The organism is Catenuloplanes sp. NPDC051500, from assembly GCF_044454585.1.
Classification (GTDB): domain Bacteria; phylum Actinomycetota; class Actinomycetes; order Mycobacteriales; family Micromonosporaceae; genus Catenuloplanes.
The window spans coordinates 36,415-51,401 of sequence record NZ_JBITDX010000031.1; the positions used below are offsets into that span (position 1 = coordinate 36,415).

The 14,987-nt window shown below is 72.4% G+C and carries 14 protein-coding genes; 11 read left to right on the forward strand and 3 right to left on the reverse strand.

Going from position 1 to position 14,987, the window contains the following annotated elements; translation table 11 throughout:
* Positions 1 to 2: 2 nt before the first annotated feature.
* Positions 3 to 659 (reverse strand): hypothetical protein, encoded by a 657-nt coding sequence (locus ACIA8K_RS37285; protein WP_396068182.1) that lies wholly within the window; start codon positions 657 to 659, stop codon positions 3 to 5.
* Positions 660 to 687: 28 nt separating this feature from the next.
* Positions 688 to 1,989 carry a M20/M25/M40 family metallo-hydrolase gene (locus ACIA8K_RS37290; protein WP_396068184.1) on the reverse strand — a complete coding sequence of 434 codons (1,302 nt, stop codon included), beginning with the start codon at positions 1,987 to 1,989 and terminating at the stop codon, positions 688 to 690.
* A gap of 89 nt (positions 1,990 to 2,078) precedes the next feature.
* Here ACIA8K_RS37290 and ACIA8K_RS37295 point away from each other — a divergent pair, with 89 nt between their 5' ends.
* From ACIA8K_RS37295 to mmuM, 9 genes are all read left to right on the forward strand, one after another.
* Complete coding sequence (locus ACIA8K_RS37295) at positions 2,079 to 2,702, forward strand: hemerythrin domain-containing protein (RefSeq protein ID WP_396068186.1); 624 nt, start codon at positions 2,079 to 2,081, stop codon at positions 2,700 to 2,702.
* Between the two features lie 104 nt (positions 2,703 to 2,806).
* Positions 2,807 to 3,478, forward strand: a complete 672-nt coding sequence (locus tag ACIA8K_RS37300) for a ThuA domain-containing protein (protein ID WP_396068188.1) — start codon at positions 2,807 to 2,809, stop codon at positions 3,476 to 3,478.
* 118 nt (positions 3,479 to 3,596) lie between these two features.
* Positions 3,597 to 4,580, forward strand: coding sequence for a LysR family transcriptional regulator (locus ACIA8K_RS37305; RefSeq protein ID WP_396068190.1), 984 nt, complete (start codon positions 3,597 to 3,599; stop codon positions 4,578 to 4,580).
* 7 nt (positions 4,581 to 4,587) lie between these two features.
* Positions 4,588 to 4,950: a hypothetical protein gene (locus tag ACIA8K_RS37310; protein WP_396068192.1), complete on the forward strand. Its 363-nt coding sequence runs from the start codon at positions 4,588 to 4,590 to the stop codon at positions 4,948 to 4,950.
* A gap of 169 nt (positions 4,951 to 5,119) precedes the next feature.
* Complete coding sequence (locus ACIA8K_RS37315; RefSeq protein WP_033345744.1) at positions 5,120 to 5,380, forward strand: hypothetical protein; 261 nt, start codon at positions 5,120 to 5,122, stop codon at positions 5,378 to 5,380.
* Positions 5,381 to 5,389: 9 nt separating this feature from the next.
* A complete protein-coding gene (locus ACIA8K_RS37320; RefSeq protein ID WP_396068194.1) occupies positions 5,390 to 6,385 on the forward strand; it encodes a hypothetical protein in 996 nt (331 codons plus the stop codon).
* Complete coding sequence (locus tag ACIA8K_RS37325) at positions 6,378 to 9,236, forward strand: FtsK/SpoIIIE domain-containing protein (protein WP_396068196.1); 2,859 nt, start codon at positions 6,378 to 6,380, stop codon at positions 9,234 to 9,236. Before ACIA8K_RS37320 ends, ACIA8K_RS37325 begins: the two co-directional genes overlap by 8 nt.
* Positions 9,236 to 9,886 carry a hypothetical protein gene (locus ACIA8K_RS37330; protein ID WP_396068198.1) on the forward strand — a complete coding sequence of 217 codons (651 nt, stop codon included), beginning with the start codon at positions 9,236 to 9,238 and terminating at the stop codon, positions 9,884 to 9,886. The genes ACIA8K_RS37325 and ACIA8K_RS37330 overlap by 1 nt, the downstream gene beginning before the upstream one ends.
* A 36-nt stretch (positions 9,887 to 9,922) precedes the next feature.
* A complete protein-coding gene (gene mmuM, locus ACIA8K_RS37335) occupies positions 9,923 to 10,798 on the forward strand; it encodes a homocysteine S-methyltransferase (RefSeq protein ID WP_396068200.1) in 876 nt (291 codons plus the stop codon).
* Between the two features lie 37 nt (positions 10,799 to 10,835).
* On the opposite strand, the gene ACIA8K_RS37340 is transcribed toward mmuM, so the two are convergent.
* A complete protein-coding gene (locus tag ACIA8K_RS37340) occupies positions 10,836 to 12,224 on the reverse strand; it encodes a GH1 family beta-glucosidase (protein ID WP_396068202.1) in 1,389 nt (462 codons plus the stop codon).
* A 60-nt stretch (positions 12,225 to 12,284) separates the two neighbouring features.
* Between ACIA8K_RS37340 and ACIA8K_RS37345 the strand changes: the two genes are divergently transcribed.
* On the forward strand, positions 12,285 to 13,292 hold the full coding sequence (locus tag ACIA8K_RS37345; RefSeq protein ID WP_396068204.1) for a LacI family DNA-binding transcriptional regulator: 1,008 nt from the start codon (positions 12,285 to 12,287) through the stop codon (positions 13,290 to 13,292).
* 79 nt (positions 13,293 to 13,371) lie between these two features.
* On the forward strand, positions 13,372 to 14,847 hold the full coding sequence (locus ACIA8K_RS37350) for an ATP-binding protein (protein WP_396068206.1): 1,476 nt from the start codon (positions 13,372 to 13,374) through the stop codon (positions 14,845 to 14,847).
* Positions 14,848 to 14,987 lie beyond the last annotated feature (140 nt).

Here is a 14,987-nt window from a genome sequence, read left to right on the forward strand (position 1 = left end):
GGCTAGCGGTCCTCGTCCGGCAGCTCGATGAACGGGTGCTCGTCGAGGCGGCCGAGCAGCCGGTCCTCGGGGCCGGGGGCGAACGGGCCGTCGCCGTCCTCCTCCTCGAACGCGTCGAGGTCGAGAGGCGCGACGACCTCGGTCACCGTGACGAGGCCGTCGAGCGGCTCCAGCTCGGGGATGTCGAGTTCGCCGAGCGAGCCGTCGCCGCTCTGCAGCAGCTCGAGCACGGCCTCGCCGACGGACGTGATCGGCTCGCCGAGGTCGGCGTCGTCGGCGTCGGGGCCGGCGGCGGCGCGGCGGGCGGACTCGGCGACCCGGATGAGCGCGGAGACGCTCGGCACCCGGTAGTCGCGGCGCTGACGGACCGCGATCGAGTTCGGGTACGCGTCACCGGGGCCGTCGTGGTCGTGATCGTGGTCGTGGTCGGCCTCGTCCTCGTCGATCGGCTTCACGTCCCACGGCGTGACCTCGTTGTACGCGTCGAGCAGCAGCTCGTCGTAGTCGAAGGAGGCGTTGTTCAGCACGACGTAGGCCTTGCCGACGTTGTCGTCCTCGACCGCGCCGCCGCTCGCCTTGACGGCCGCGAGGTGGGCCCGGGCTGCCTCGAAGACGCGCTCCAGCGCCGCGTCGAGGTCGGCCGGCTTCAGGTCAGTCATGAAATTTCCTCAGTTCTAGGGGTTTTACTCAGCAGCCGCGCAGGAATCGGTCCAGCACTCGCGTGCCGAACTCTAGACCCTCGACCGGAACGCGCTCGTCGATGCCGTGGAACAGTGCGGAGAAGTTCAGATCCGCAGGCAGCTTCAGCGGCGCGAAGCCGAAACAGCGGATGCCCAGGTCGTGGAAGTGTTTGGCGTCGGTGCCGGCGGAGAGCATGTACGGCACGGCGAGCGCGCCCGGGTCCTCCGCCTTGAGCGCGGCCGACATCGCGTCCACCAGGTCGCCGTCGAAGGTGGTCTCCAGCGCCGGCTGCGGGTCCCGCGACTCGATCTCGATGTCCGGCCCGATCAGCTCGCGCAGCTGCTCGTAGAAGAGCTCGTGCTGGCCCGGCAGCGTCCGGCAGTCGATGGTGGCGGACGCGCGGCCCGGGATCACGTTGTCCTTGTAGCCCGCGTCCAGCCGGGTCGGGTTCGCGGTGTTGCGGACCGTCGCGCCGATGATGTTCGCGATCGGGCCGAGCTTGGCGATCGCCTTCTCCGGGTCGTCCAGGTCCAGTTCGATCCCGAGCAGTTCGGTGGTCTGCTCAAGGAACGTGCGCACCGTGGGAGTCACGGTCAGCGGGAACTTGTGGTTGCCGATCCGGGCCACCGCCTCCGCAAGCGCGGTCACCGCGTTGTCGTCGTGCACCATCGAGCCGTGGCCGGGGCGGCCCTTCGCGTGGATGCGAAGCCAGTCCATCCCCTTCTGCGCGGTCTCGATCAGGTACAGCCGCAGGTCGTTGCTCACCGTGAACGAGTAGCCGCCGACCTCGCCGATCGCCTCGGTCACGCCCTCGAACAGGTCGGCGCGCTCGGCGACGAGCGACTTGGCGCCGTACCTGCCGCCGGCCTCCTCGTCCGCGGTGAACGCGAGCACGATGTCGCGCGGCGGGACGTACCCCTCGCGGTGCCACTGCGACACCACTGTCAGCACCATCGCGTCGAAGTCCTTCATGTCCACCGCGCCACGGCCCCACAGGTAGCCGTCGCGCAGCTCACCGGCGAACGGGTCCACCGACCACTCGGCCGGGTCGGCGGGCACCACGTCCAGATGGCCGTGGACCAGCAGGCCGCCACGGGAGGAGTCCGCGCCCGGGATGCGCGCGACGAGCGAGGTCCGGCCGGGCAGCGTCTCGTGCATCACCGGCTCGATCCCGGCGGCGGACAGCTTCTCCGCGACGTACTCCGCGGCGGCGCGTTCCCCCTTGCTGGTGTCCGGGTCCCCGGTGTTGCTCGTGTCGATCCGGAGCAGGTCGCGGCAGATCCCGACAACCTCGGCTGAGTCGTTCATCCGCCTTTCTTACCACCGCACGGCGTTTGCCGGTCAGGCGCGCCGGGAATCAGGGCGTCGCCCGCCGCAGCAGTCCCGAGGAGGACCCCGTGTCGATCCCCCTTCCCCCGCTCCCCTCCGTCCCCGGCGACGCCGACTGGAAGCCGGCCGGCGAGGAGGTCGTCAAGGTTCTCTCCGAGGAGCACCGGCGGATCACCTCGCTCTGCGGCCGCCTGACCGACTCCGACGTCGACGCCGTCGAGCGTGCCCGCACCGCCGAGGTCGTGATCGCGACGGTGACCCGGCACCTCTCCGCCGAGGAGCAGTACGTCTACCCGGCCGTCGCCGGCACGCTCGAGGACGGCCGCTCGATCGCGGACCGGGAGATCGCCGAGGACCGCGAGATCCTGCTGACGCTGCAGTCGTTCTCCTCGACGAAGCCCGGCGACGCCGACTTCGACAGGCTGGCGACCGCGCTCTGCGGCCAGCTCCAGCGCCACACCGAGGCGGCCACCGGCGAGCTGCTCCCGGGCCTTCGGGAAATCGCCTCCGAGGCCGAGCTGATCCGCCTGGGCAACCGGGTGCAGGTCGCGGAGGAGGCGGCGCCGACCCGGCCGCACCCGGGCACGCCCGCGACGCCGCCGTGGAACAAGGTGGTGGACCCGGCGGTCGCGGTGGTGGACAAGGTGCTCGACGTGGTGACGCGCCGGCCCACCTACCCCTCAGACCTTTAAATCCATCGTCCCGCTTCCGCGATGGTCCGGCCCGCATGCTCCCGCGGGCACCGGCCCCGCCGTGGTCCTGGCGAACGAGGACCCCACCGGCTTCAATGAGGATCATGACCACGCGCCGTGCCCTGATCGTCCGAGGTGGCTGGGACGGGCACGTCCCGGTCGAGGCCACCGACGTCGTCATCCCGTTCCTCGGGTCCCAGGGCTTCGAGATCGAGATCAGCGACACGCTCGACGCCTACCTGGACGCGGAACGGCTGCGGCACACGGATCTGATCGTGCAGTGCTGGTCGATTGGGACCGTCACGGATGCTCAGGTCGCCGGCCTGGCGACAGCGGTCCGCGCCGGCACCGGGCTCGCCGGGTGGCACGGCGGGATCATCGGCGCATTCCACCACAACACGTACCAAAGGCTCACCGGCGGGCAGTTCGTCTGGCACCCGGACGGCTTCGTGGATCACACGCTCACGGTGGCGCCCCGCCGTACTCAGCATGAGATTGTTACAGGCATTGACTCAGTCGAATTGCACACCGAAAAATACTGGGTGATCTCGGATGCGCTGAACGACGTACTCGCAACGGTGACCTTCGATCACGAAGAGGACGGCGAGTGGCACGAGTCGATCACGATGCCGGCGGTCTGGACACGGCATTGGGGCGCGGGTCGCGTGTTCGTCAGCACGGTCGGCCACAGGGTGGATGACCTGCTGGTACCGGAGATCAGAACGATCACGGAGCGCGGTCTGATGTGGGCCGCGCGATCCCACGGCGACGACTGAGCACATCGGACCGATCCGTGGTTCAGCCGGACCCGACAGTGTTCGACTCGTATTTTCGGTCAACCTTCACTGTCTGAAACTCTTTCGCTTACTCCCCCATAGGTCCTACCGTCACGCTATGAACCTGGAGCTGCGGCATCTCAAGGTGGTCTGCACGATTGCGGAAACGGGGAGTGTCACAAAGGCGGCCTCGACCTTGGGGCTCGCCCAGCCGGCGCTGACGGCGCAGCTGCAGCGCATCGAGCGGGCGCTCGGCGGCCCGCTCTTCGACCGGGACCGGCGCGGCGCCCGGCCCACAGCGCTCGGCGAGCTGGTGCTGGCCCGGGCGCGGGTACTGCTGCCCGCGATGAAGGGCCTGCAGGACGAGGCGGCGCGGCTCGCGGGCAATGGCAGCGCGCTGACCCGATATCGAATCGGTTCGACTATGGGCCCGATCGTGGGCGGGCTGCTGCGCCGGCTCGCGGAGGACCAGCCACAGGCGCAGATCACCACCTACTCCACCTGGCTGCGCGACGAGCTCTACGAGAAGCTTGCCGGTGGGCGCCTGGATTTCGGGCTGATCGGCATGTGCGGTGACTCCTCGCCGTCCGCCGAGTTCGGGCTCTCCTGGGAGGCGGTCGCGGTCGACGGCGTGTGCGTGATGCTTCCGGAGAACCACCGCGCCGCGAAGGCGGACGAGGTGGCGCTCGCCGATCTCGCGGACGACAACTGGGTGGCCGCGCCCGGCGACGGCTGTTTCGCGGACTGCTTCGCGGCCGCGTGCGCCCGGGCCGGGTTCACGCCGCGTCAGGTGTTCGAGATCGACGTGCGGGCCGCGATCGACATGGTCGAGTCCGGCGCCGCAATCGGCATCTGCCAGCCCACCTTCCGGCCGACGCCGGGGCTGGTGACGGTCCCGCTGGCCGGCACGCCGCTGCGCTGGCGGCACCTGGTCGGCTGGCACCCGGAGAGCACCGCGGCCGGGGTCGCCCACCGCGTGGTCGAGCACGCCACCGAGTCCTACCGGGAGTCGGTGGGACGCAACACGCGCTATCTGGAATGGGTGGCCGGCAAGCCCCGGCTCGGCGTGCAACGCTCGGGCGAGCGCCTGCTGGCTATCTAATGGACGCATGACACTGCTTGTCGTCGACGGGGCGAACGTGGTCGGTTCGGTGCCGGACGGGTGGTGGCGGGACCGCGCCGGCGCGGCCGTACGGCTGCGCGAACGACTGCGCCCGCTGGCCGCCGATGGACTGCCCGGCCTGCCGCCGCCGCTTGACGTGGTGCTTGTCGTGGAGGGGAAGGCGAAGGGCATCGGCGCCGCGCCAGAGGTGTCAGTTGTGGATGCGCCTGGTTCCGGCGACGATGCCGTCGTGGACGTGGTCCGGGAGGCCGCGGGCCGGTCCGTCGTGGTGGTGACCGCCGACCGTGGCCTGCGGGAACGGGTCATCGCGCTTGGCGCGCGGGTGCTGGGCCCCCGTGCGGTGCGATGAGTGAAATCTCCACGAGTGGCTATTCCTGATGACTAGTGGTTACTGTGAAGTGGACGCAGAGTCGCGTCCATCATCAGACCTAAATGTCCGTCCCAATGAGACCCGCCGGGACCCTTCGCGGACGATCTCCGTTAGGATCTTCCTCAGTGGGTGTGAGAGGGGTCGTCGAGTGGCCAGTGTCGCTGAGGTTCGCGCCGCCATCGACGCCGCGGTCCAGCAGGTGACCGAGTCGCAGGTGGCGATCAGCGCGGCGAACGAGAAGCTCTCCGAGGCGCAGATGAGTCTCGCCGCCGCCTGGGACGGTTCCGGGCACCAGGCCACGCAGGCGGCGTACGCGTCGTTGCAGCAGGCCACGGTGGACCTGGAGAACTGTTATACCGCCACGCTCGCCGCGGTGGAACAGGCGCAGACCTACACCGCGACTCTGTAGAGCGACGCCATGTCGCTTCTGGAGGAGCTGGGCGCGCGCATCCGCGCCACACATGACGAACTTCCGGTCGGGCTGGTCCTCGCCGCGCTCGAGCGCCTGCGGGTCGCGTCCGAGCTGCTGGTCTGGGTCCGCCAGGCGTCATCCCAGCCGATGGGCGTGCCGCAGCTGGCCAACGCCACCGAGCACGCGGAGCACGCCGCGTTCGCGCTGCGCAGCGCGCAGGACGCCATCGCCGAATATCTGACCGCGATCGGCATGAGCCACGACGCCACCCGCGGCGCGGACGGCAGCTGGCGGGACGCGGTCGCGTTCGAGGAGCGCGACCGGCCCGGCGAGCAGCCGAAGACGCCGGATGCCGCACCGCTCGGCCGCTGGTGGAAGGCGCGCGTCACGGTCCTCACCGGCGGCGAGGCGGACGCGGACGAGTCGGCCGGCGCGGCCGGCGGCCCCGGCAGGGCCACGCCCGGCGAGCGCGACAAGCACGACCGGGACGCGGCAGTGGACAGCGCCGACCTGATGCGCCGCGTCGCCGCGTCCGTCGGCTCGGGCAGCCCCGGCCGCATGCGCCGCGAGCTGGGCGAGGTGGAACCGCCGGTCGGGCTGGGCCTGGCCGCGCTCACGCCCGCGCTGCTGCACCGGCTCACCGCCGACCTGCTGGGCCACGAGCCACGACCCGAAGACCTGCCGCGGGTACGCAAGGAGACCGAACAGCTGCGTGAGCTGCTGCCCGGCCTGCCCGCCGCCACGCTTGACACGCTCGCGGAGCGCGTCTGCCGGGTCCCCCCGGAGCAGCGCAAGGCGGCCCGGGAGAAGAAGGACGAGGACGAGAACCGGTCCGACGACGGCCGCCGTGCCAACGAGGCCGAGCGCGACCATCCCGCGGACTCGGCGGTGGCCGGCGCGGTGCTCACCGGCGTGCTGCTGAAGCGGCTCGGCCGGGACCCCGGGTCGCTGAACGCGGCCGCGCCGGAGACCGTGCCGACGTACCGGGACGCCGATGCCTGACTCGCGGGCCACCTTCGCCGACCAGGTCCGCCGGACGCTGTCCTACGCGCTCGGGCGCGCCCGCGGCGAACTCGCCGACGCGGAGCACGAGCTGGACCAGGCCGAGTCCCGGCTGGACCGGCTGGACCGGGTGGCGGACGAGGTGCCGGTCCGGGCCGCCCGGCAGCGCGACGCCCGGCTCGCCGAGATCGACGAGCTCTACGCCGCGAAGCTTGCCGCGCTGACCCGGGCCGCCGCGGACGCGGGCGAGTCCGAGGCACCGGGCGCGGCCGGCCTGCCGTGGGACGAGTGGAAGCCGACGCCGTCCGAGCGCCGGCAGACCGCACCGGAGCTGCGGATCGGCGCGGTGCGGATCGCGCGCACCCGGCCCGCACCCGCGCTGGTGCCGCTTCTGGATCGTGCGCACGTGCACCTGGGGACGCTGCCCGCGGCGGAGGACGCCGACACCGGGCGGCAGATAGGCCGGGGCGAGACCGGTTCCGGCGCGGGCACCGCCTACGCGGAGACCGGCGACCGGGTGGTCACCACGCTGCTGCTGCGCGCGCTCGGCAGCGCCGCCCCGGGGCAGGTGCACATCACCGGGTACGACCCGGAGCAGCTCGGCGGCGGCCTGGCCGGCTTCGCGCCGCTCGCCAATGCGGGCCTGCTCACCTTCGTCGGCCCCGGCGGCCTGTCGCAGCTGCTTGACGGCCTTGTCGACCACATCCGGCGGATCAACGAGAAGGTGCTGGCCGGCGCGCACACGTCGCTGCGCGAGCTGGCCGAGGCCGAGGGCCGGCGCCCGGAACCGTGGCGGATCGCGGTGCTGCTCGGCGCCGGCCGCAAGGACGAATTGACGCCGCACGAACGCGACCAGCTGGACCGCATCGCCCGGACCGGCGTGGCCTGCAACGTGCACCTGATCGTGCGCGGCCTGCCGATGCCGTCCGGCCCGTCCGTGGAGACGATCAGGACCGGCGCGAGCGGCCGGGTCCGGGTCGGCGGCCTCGGCGGGCTGCCTGTGGTGCTGGACCCGCCGCCACCGGCCCGGCTGGTCACCGAGACGTCCGCCGCGCTGGCCCGGCGCGCCGCCGAGGGCCCGGCCCCGGTCCGGTTCGCGGACCTGCTGCCGGCCGAGTTCTGGCGGGAGTCGTCCGCCGACGGTCTGGTCGCGCCGGTCGGTGAGGATTCGCAGGGCCGCCCGGTCGAGGTGACGCTCGCCGACTACCCGCCGCACGCGCTGATCGCCGGCCCGTCCGGCACCGGCAAGACGAACCTGATCTACGCCTGGATGGGCGCGCTCGCCGCCCGCTACTCCCCCGCCGAGCTGGAGTTCTACCTGCTCGACTTCAAGGAGGGCGTGTCCTTCGCCAGGTTCGCGCCCGGCCGCCGGGACCCGAGCTGGCTGCCGCACGTACGCCTGGTCGGCGTGAACGTGAACACCGACCGCGAGTTCGGCCTGGCGCTGCTGCGGTTCCTCGGTGAGGAGCTGCGCCGCCGGGCGGACGCGGCGAAGGCGTTCGACGCGACCAAGCTGCCGGAGCTGCGCGCGGAGAACCCGGACGGCCACTGGCCGCGCATCGTCGCGGTGATCGACGAGTTCCAGGTGCTGCTCAACGGCCGCGACGCGGTGGTCACCGAGTCGGTCAACCTGCTCGACGACCTGGCCCGGCGCGGCCGCTCGCAGGGCATCCACCTGATCCTGGCCAGCCAGGACGTATCAGGCATCGAGGCGCTGTGGGGCCGGCCGTCGCTTGTCGCCCAGTTCTCGCTGCGGATCGCGCTTCCCAAGGCGCGCAAGGTCCTCCCGGAGCAGAACACGGCCGCGGACACGCTCCCCCGGCACCACGCGATCGTGAACCCGGACTCGGGCGCACCTGAGGCGAACCAGATCATCCGGGTGCCGCCGGCCGGCGACCGGGACGCCTGGGGGTCGCTCCAGCAGCAGCTCTGGCGGCGGCGTACCGAGCTGCACTCCGAGCCGCGGCTCTTCGACGGCGACGCGATCCCCCGGCTGGACGCCGCGCCGGACTTCGTGGCGCTGGCCCCCGGCGCGGACGCGGCCGGACGTCGCTGGGCCGACGGCGGGCCGGTCGCGCTGCTCGGCGAGGCGATCGACGTACAGGCCAGGTCCGCCCGGCTGACGCTCACCCGCTCACCCGGCCGGAACCTGGCAGTGGTCGGCACCCGCCCGGACGAGGCCTGCGCGGTGCTCAACGCTGCCGCCCGCTCGCTCGCGGCGCAATATCCGGACGGCGGCGCGCGGTTCTCCGTCGCCTGCCTGGACGCGTCCGCCGCGCTTGCCGTGGACGCGCTGCACGGCGTGCTCCCACCGGACCGGACCACCGTCTACCACGCGGACAACGTGGCGGCGCTGCTCCGCGCGACCGCGGCCGGCCTTGAGGACCAGGGCGACGAGCCACACTTCCTCCTGCTGTACGCGGTGGACGCGGTCACCCCCCGGCTCGGCGCGCGCACCGGAGCCGCCCCCGCGCAACAGCGGCGCAGCGTGATCCCGCCGGTCAACGCGACCGCGGGCGCGGCCAGGCCCGCTCCCGGGAGTGAGCTGCCGGCGCCGCCGACCGGGCTCGAGGACCTGCGCCGCATCCTGACCGCCGGGCCGGAGCACCACACGCACGTGCTCGGCTGGTGGCGGCAGCCCGGACGGCTGCGGGACGACCTCGGCGGCGTCGGCTCCCGGACGGACGCGATCGGCTCCTGGGTCGCGCTTGACGTGCACGGCAGCGAGCTGGCCCAGTTCTACCCGGACGGGCGCGGGCCGGGCTGGTATCCCCGCCCGTGGCGCGGCCTGTTCTTCGACCGGGCGGTCCACCGCGTCGCCGAGGCGATCATCCCGTACGGGTGGACCTGATGACCTCGTACCGCGAGCTGATCCGCAGCCTGGCCGGCATCGACGCGGAGGTCGACGCGCACCGGGCCGAGGCGCACGAGTGGTACGCCCGCACGGTCGGCAACGCGGAGGCCAAACACCGCGAGGCCGAGGCCCGGGTCACCGCCTGCGCCCAGCGCCTGCGCGACGCGAACCGGCGCGCCGACGACATCGACATGCGCGTCTACGGCCTGTGGGAGGACGTCAAGGCACGGGCCGGCCGGCTGTCGTCCGCGCCCACGCCGCTGCTGCCCCCGGACGAGGATCAGCGCGACGCCGACGAGTGGCTGATGGAGGCGCGTGTCCAGCTGGCCCGCTCCGGCCGTCTGCCCGGCCTGCCCGAGCAGACCCGCCGCCTGCTCGCGCTCTTCGGCGTGCTCGGCGGTCTGCTGGCCGGCCTGGCCGGTTTCGGCGTGCGGGCGGCCGGACGCTCGGTCGGCGGCGACCTCGCGGTGGTCCTCCCGGTGCTTGCGCTGCTGCTCACGCTCGCGCTCGGCCCGATCGTCGCGCTGCTTGCCGCGAAGGTCTACGCGGACCGCCGCGGCGCGGTCCTGGAGGCGGGCTCGGTCTCCGTGCTGATCATCTCGTCCCTGATCACGGCCGGCCTGGCGATCGTCGTCCAGAACGTCTGATCACGGCCGCGCGGCCCGGGGCGTACCGTCGCGGTCATGACGGGTTTCGCTCAGGCGCTCTCGGACGGGCCGCTCGTCCTGGACGGCGGCCTCGCCACACAGCTGGAGGCGGCCGGCGCGGACCTGTCCGGCGCGCTGTGGTCCGCGCGGCTGCTGCGCGACGATCCGGACGCGGTCCGGGCCGCCCACCGGGCCTACCTGCGGGCCGGTGCACAGGTGGTGACGAGCGCGAGCTACCAGGCCACCCTGCCCGGGTTCGCGCGGAACGGGATCGGAAGCGCCGAGGCCGCCGTCCTGCTGCGACGAAGCGTGCGGCTGGCCCGGGACGCGATCGACGCGGAGGGCGGCACCGGCTGGGTCGCCGGGTCGATCGGTCCCTACGGCGCGATGCTCGCGGACGGCTCGGAGTACCGCGGAGACTACGGCGTGAGCGTGCGCGAGCTGGCCGCGTTCCACCGCCCGCGGATGGAGATCCTCGCCGGGACCGACGTGGACGTGCTCGCGCTGGAGACCGTGCCGGACGTCCGCGAGGCCGAGGCGCTGCTCAGCGTGCTGGAGACCCCCGCCTGGCTCTCCTACACGGTCGCCGGCGGCCGTACTCGCGCCGGCCAGTCCCTCGAAGAGGCGTTCGGCCTGGTCAAAGGCGTCGACTCGATCGTTGCGGTAGGCGTGAACTGCTGCGACCCGGCCGACGCCGCCGCCGCGGTCCCGGTCGCCCACGCGGCCAGCGGCGGAAAGCCTGTGGTGGTCTACCCGAACAGCGGTGAGTCGTGGGACGCGTCCGCCCGCCGCTGGACCGGGCCGGTCACCGTGGACGACCTCGGCTTCGCCAGGGGTGCCGCGCTTGTCGGCGGCTGCTGCCGCGTCGGCCCGGACCGGATCCGCGTGATCGCCGAGTCGTACCGCACCTGAGCCCTGCTCCCGAACGGGAGCAGGGCCCTGGACGCGATCAGCGGGCGGCCAGCTCGTCCCGGAGCCAGCGGAAGCTGTCCTTGGGGGTGCGGGTGCCGGTCGGGTAGTCGATGTGGACGAGGCCGAAGCGGGGGCCGTAGCCGCGCGCCCACTCGAAGTTGTCGATCAAGGACCAGTAGAAGTAGCCGCGCACGTCGACGCCCGCGTCCATCGCCTCGCGGATCGCGGCGAGGTGACCGGCGACGAACTCGATGCGCTCCGGGTCCGGAACGGGGCCCGGGTCCAGCTCCGCCCGGCCGTTCTCGGTGACGTAGATCGGCGGCAGCGTGGGAAAGCGGCCGGCCAGCCCGGTAAGCGTGAAACGGAGGCCCTCCGGCTCGATCGGCCAGCCGAGGTCGGTGACCGGAACGCCCTCGGGCTTGAAGGTCCGGACCCCGATGTCGTACGCCGAGCGCCGCGCCGGGTCCGGCTCCGCGAACGGCGCGTCCGCGACATGGATGCGGTAGTAGTAGTTGACGCCGAGGAAGTCGAGCGGCGCGGAGATGACCTCCAGGTCGCCGTCCTGCCGGAAGCCGAAGTCGGTGACGCCCGCGTAGAGGCCGGTGAGCCCGGCCGGGTACTCGCCGGCCAGCACCGGGTCGGTGAACTGGCGGTTGACGAGCAGGTCCTGCCGGTCCGCGGCGGCCCGGTCGGCCTCGCTTCCGCTTGCGGGCACGGCCGGGGAGAGGTTGAGCGTGATGCCGACCCGCGCGTCCGGGCGGCGTTCGCGCAGTACCCGGGTGGCCAGGCCGTGGCCGAGCAGCAGGTGGTGCACGGCCGCGAGCGCGCCGTGGCCTTCGCGGGTGCCGGGCGCGTGGCGGCCCTCCGCGTACCCGGTGATGCTTGAGCAGTAGGGCTCGTTGAGGGTGATCCAGTCCTGCACCCGGTCGCCGAGCGCGTCGGCCACCACACCGGCGTAGTCAGCGAAGCGCTCGGCGGTGTCCCGGGAGCGCCAGCCGCCGAGATCCTCGAGTGCCTGCGGCAGATCCCAGTGGTAGAGCGTCACGAACGGGCGGATGCCGCGCCCGGCCAGCCCGTCGACAAGCCGCCGGTAGAAGTCGAGCCCGGCCTGGTTGACCCGCCCGGCGCCGTCCGGGAAGATCCGGGACCAGGAGATCGAGAAACGGTACGCGTCCGCGCCCAGATCGCCGAGCAGGTCCACGTCCTCGGCCCAGCGGTGGTAATGGTCGCAGGCCACGTCGCCGCTGCTGCCGTCCGCGATCGCGCCCGGGACCCGGCTGAACGTGTCCCAGATCGACGGACCACGGCCGTCCTCGGCGGCGCCGCCCTCGATCTGGTAGGCGGCCGTGGCCGTCCCCCACACGAAGCCGGCCGGAACGTCCGGCAGCCTCGGCTTTTCACGCTCGTCTATCCCGATCAGACTCATGGCCACGATGGTACGCTGCCTGAAACCGGTTACAGACTCCCGTGTGGTTAGGTGTCCGTCATGGCGACGATCCGCGAACTTGCCCGGCACTGCGGCGTCTCGGTGGCCACCGTCTCCCGCGTCTTCAACACACCAGAGGTGGTCAGCCAGGCCACCAGGCAGAAGGTCGAGGCCGCGGCCGCCGAGATCGGCTACCTGCCGAACGAGTCCGCCCGCACGCTCGCCACCAAGAAGTCGAACATGATCGGCCTGGTCTGGGACACCGACCACCGCAGCACCGGCTGGCGGCACCCGTTCCTGCAGGAGATCCTTGTCGCGCTGAAGTCCGCGCTCTCCGCCCACGGCCTGCACCTGCTGCTGCTCGCCTCCGGGCCGGACGGCCCGGAACGGCATCTGCGCTCGGTACGGCGGCACAACCTGGACGGCGTGGTGCTGATCGACAACGGCAGCCGCGACCCGGCGGTGCTCGGCCTGGCCGACGCGGACATACCCTGCGTGGCGCTTGACCTGCCGCTGACCGGCCCGCGCTGCACGCACGTGACCTCCGACAATCGTGGCGGCGCCGCTCAGGCCGTCGCCTACCTGCACAAACGCGGGCACCGGCGGATCGCCACGATCGCCGGGCCGGCGCGCACCGGCCCGGGCGCGGACCGGCTGTCCGGTTTCCGGGACGCGCTTGCCGCACACAACGTGCCACTGCCGCCGGAGTACGTCACGCACGGCGACTTCTACCTGGCCAGCGGCCGGGCCGCCATGCGTGAGCTGCTGCTGCTCGACACGCCGCCGACCGCGGTCTTCGTGGCCGGCGACGAGATGGCGGTCGGCGCGCTTCAGGCCGTGACCGAGGCGGGCCTCCGCATACCGGCGCACGTGTCCATCGTCGGCTTCGACGACATCGAGCTGGCCGCGCTCATCCCGCCCGGCCTCACCACGATCGCGCAGGACCGGGCCGGCTTCGGGACCGCCGCTGCCGAGGCACTGATCGCCATGATCCAGTCCCCCGCCGACGCTCCCGCCCCGCCGCCGATCATCCTGCCCACAAGCCTGGTCCGCCGCGGCACCGCCTGACCGCAACGATGCCAGGTTTGCATAACTCGACTTATGATAAGTGGAGTTATGACAAGCCGAGCTATGTGGGCGGGGGCCGATGACTGTCACGAAGCCAGCGGGGATGTTCGACCGGGAGCGGGAGTGGCAGGCACTCGCGTCGTTCGTCACCGATCCGGCCGCCGGCGCCACCCTCGGAATCGTCTCGGGACGGCGACGGCAGGGCAAGACCTACCTGTTGCGCGCGCTCTGCGCCGCGACCGGAGGGTTCTATTTCGGTGCCGACGAGGCCGCCGACCGTGAGTCGCTGAACCGGCTCGGCAGCACGCTCGCCGAGCACGTCGGCGCGCCCGCACCGTTCACCTTCGACAGCTGGCACGCGGCGATCGACGCGCTGCTCGCGCTGGGCCGGGAGCGTCGCGTCCCGGTCGTCATCGACGAGTTCCCCTACCTGGTCAGAGCCAACCCGCAGCTACCCTCGATCATCCAGAACGCGTTCGCGCCGCTACGCCCGGAGCGGGACGACAGCCGGACCGCACTCCTGCTCTGCGGCTCCGCGATGTCGTTCATGGGCCGGCTGCTGAGCGGCAACGCGCCGCTGCGTGGCCGCGCCGGGCTGGAGCTTGTCGTGCACACGCTCGACCACCGGCTCGCGGCCGAGTTCTGGGGCGTGGACGACCCGGTGACCGCGCTGAAGGTCAACGCGATCGTCGGCGGCACACCCGCGTACCGGCGGGAATTTGCCCGCGACGACACCCCGGCCGGGCCGGACGACTTCGACGGCTGGGTGCTGCGCACCGTGCTCTCCCCCACCAGCGCGCTGTTCCGCGAGGCGCGGTATCTGCTTGCCGACGAGCCGGACATGCAGAACATCTCGCTCTACCACTCGGTGCTCGCGGCGATCGCGGCCGGGAACGCGCACCGCGGGGGTATCGCGTCCTACCTCGGCCGCAAGTCCGGGGACCTCGCCCACCCGCTCTCGATACTCGAGGACAGCGGGCTGATCACCAGGGAGCCAGACGCGTTCCGGGACAACCGCACCACGTTCCGCATCGCGGAGCCGCTGATGACCTTCTACCACGCGGTGATGCGCCCGCTCTGGTCCGATCTCGAACACACCCGCGACGCCACCCGGCTGTGGCAGCGCAGCCAGCGCCGGTTCGTGAGCAACGTGCTCGGACCGCACTTCGAGCACGTCTGCCGCGGCTGGGTCCGGCACATGGCCCCGCCCGAGCTGTTCGGCGACTACCCGAACGCAGTCGGTGGAGGCGTGGTCCACGACCCGGCCGCGAAGACCTCGCACGAGGTCGATCTGGTGACGTTCGGTCTCGACGACGACGACCGGAAGCCGCTGCTCGCGATCGGCGAGGCCAAGTGGGGTGAGCGGATGGGGGCCGGGCACGTCGACCGGCTGCGCCGAATCCGCACTCTGCTCGACGCCCAGGGGCGGCCGGGTGCCGCCCAGGCCAAGCTGGCCTGCTTCGGCGCGGTGGGTTTCAGCGACGAACTGATCGAGGCGGCCACCCACGACGACAGCATCGTCCTGGTGAGCGCCGCCGACCTCTATCAGCACTGACCGGGGTGGGCCGGACGACCAGGTGACCGCGGTTCGCGGGAGCGCGCGGGCAGCCCGGAAAGACCGCTGAAAGGTCGCAGAACCGCTCAGGAGGCGCGGGAACGGGCCGATGGGACGCGTGGTGAATACTGCGGCGGCCC

Excerpts from the sequence above, each read along its gene's own strand:
- ACIA8K_RS37285 (WP_396068182.1), bottom strand. The coding sequence starts at position 659 with ATGACTGACCTGAAGCCGGCCGACCTCGACGCGGCGCTGGAGCGCGTC.
- ACIA8K_RS37290 (WP_396068184.1), bottom strand. The coding sequence starts at position 1,989 with ATGAACGACTCAGCCGAGGTTGTCGGGATCTGCCGCGACCTGCTCCGG.
- ACIA8K_RS37300 (WP_396068188.1), top strand. The coding sequence starts at position 2,807 with ATGACCACGCGCCGTGCCCTGATCGTCCGAGGTGGCTGGGACGGGCAC.
- ACIA8K_RS37305 (WP_396068190.1), top strand. The coding sequence starts at position 3,597 with ATGAACCTGGAGCTGCGGCATCTCAAGGTGGTCTGCACGATTGCGGAA.
- ACIA8K_RS37310 (WP_396068192.1), top strand. The coding sequence starts at position 4,588 with ATGACACTGCTTGTCGTCGACGGGGCGAACGTGGTCGGTTCGGTGCCG.
- ACIA8K_RS37320 (WP_396068194.1), top strand. The coding sequence starts at position 5,390 with ATGTCGCTTCTGGAGGAGCTGGGCGCGCGCATCCGCGCCACACATGAC.
- ACIA8K_RS37325 (WP_396068196.1), top strand. The coding sequence starts at position 6,378 with ATGCCTGACTCGCGGGCCACCTTCGCCGACCAGGTCCGCCGGACGCTG.
- ACIA8K_RS37330 (WP_396068198.1), top strand. The coding sequence starts at position 9,236 with ATGACCTCGTACCGCGAGCTGATCCGCAGCCTGGCCGGCATCGACGCG.
- mmuM (WP_396068200.1), top strand. The coding sequence starts at position 9,923 with ATGACGGGTTTCGCTCAGGCGCTCTCGGACGGGCCGCTCGTCCTGGAC.
- ACIA8K_RS37340 (WP_396068202.1), bottom strand. The coding sequence starts at position 12,224 with ATGAGTCTGATCGGGATAGACGAGCGTGAAAAGCCGAGGCTGCCGGAC.
- ACIA8K_RS37345 (WP_396068204.1), top strand. The coding sequence starts at position 12,285 with ATGGCGACGATCCGCGAACTTGCCCGGCACTGCGGCGTCTCGGTGGCC.
- ACIA8K_RS37350 (WP_396068206.1), top strand. The coding sequence starts at position 13,372 with ATGACTGTCACGAAGCCAGCGGGGATGTTCGACCGGGAGCGGGAGTGG.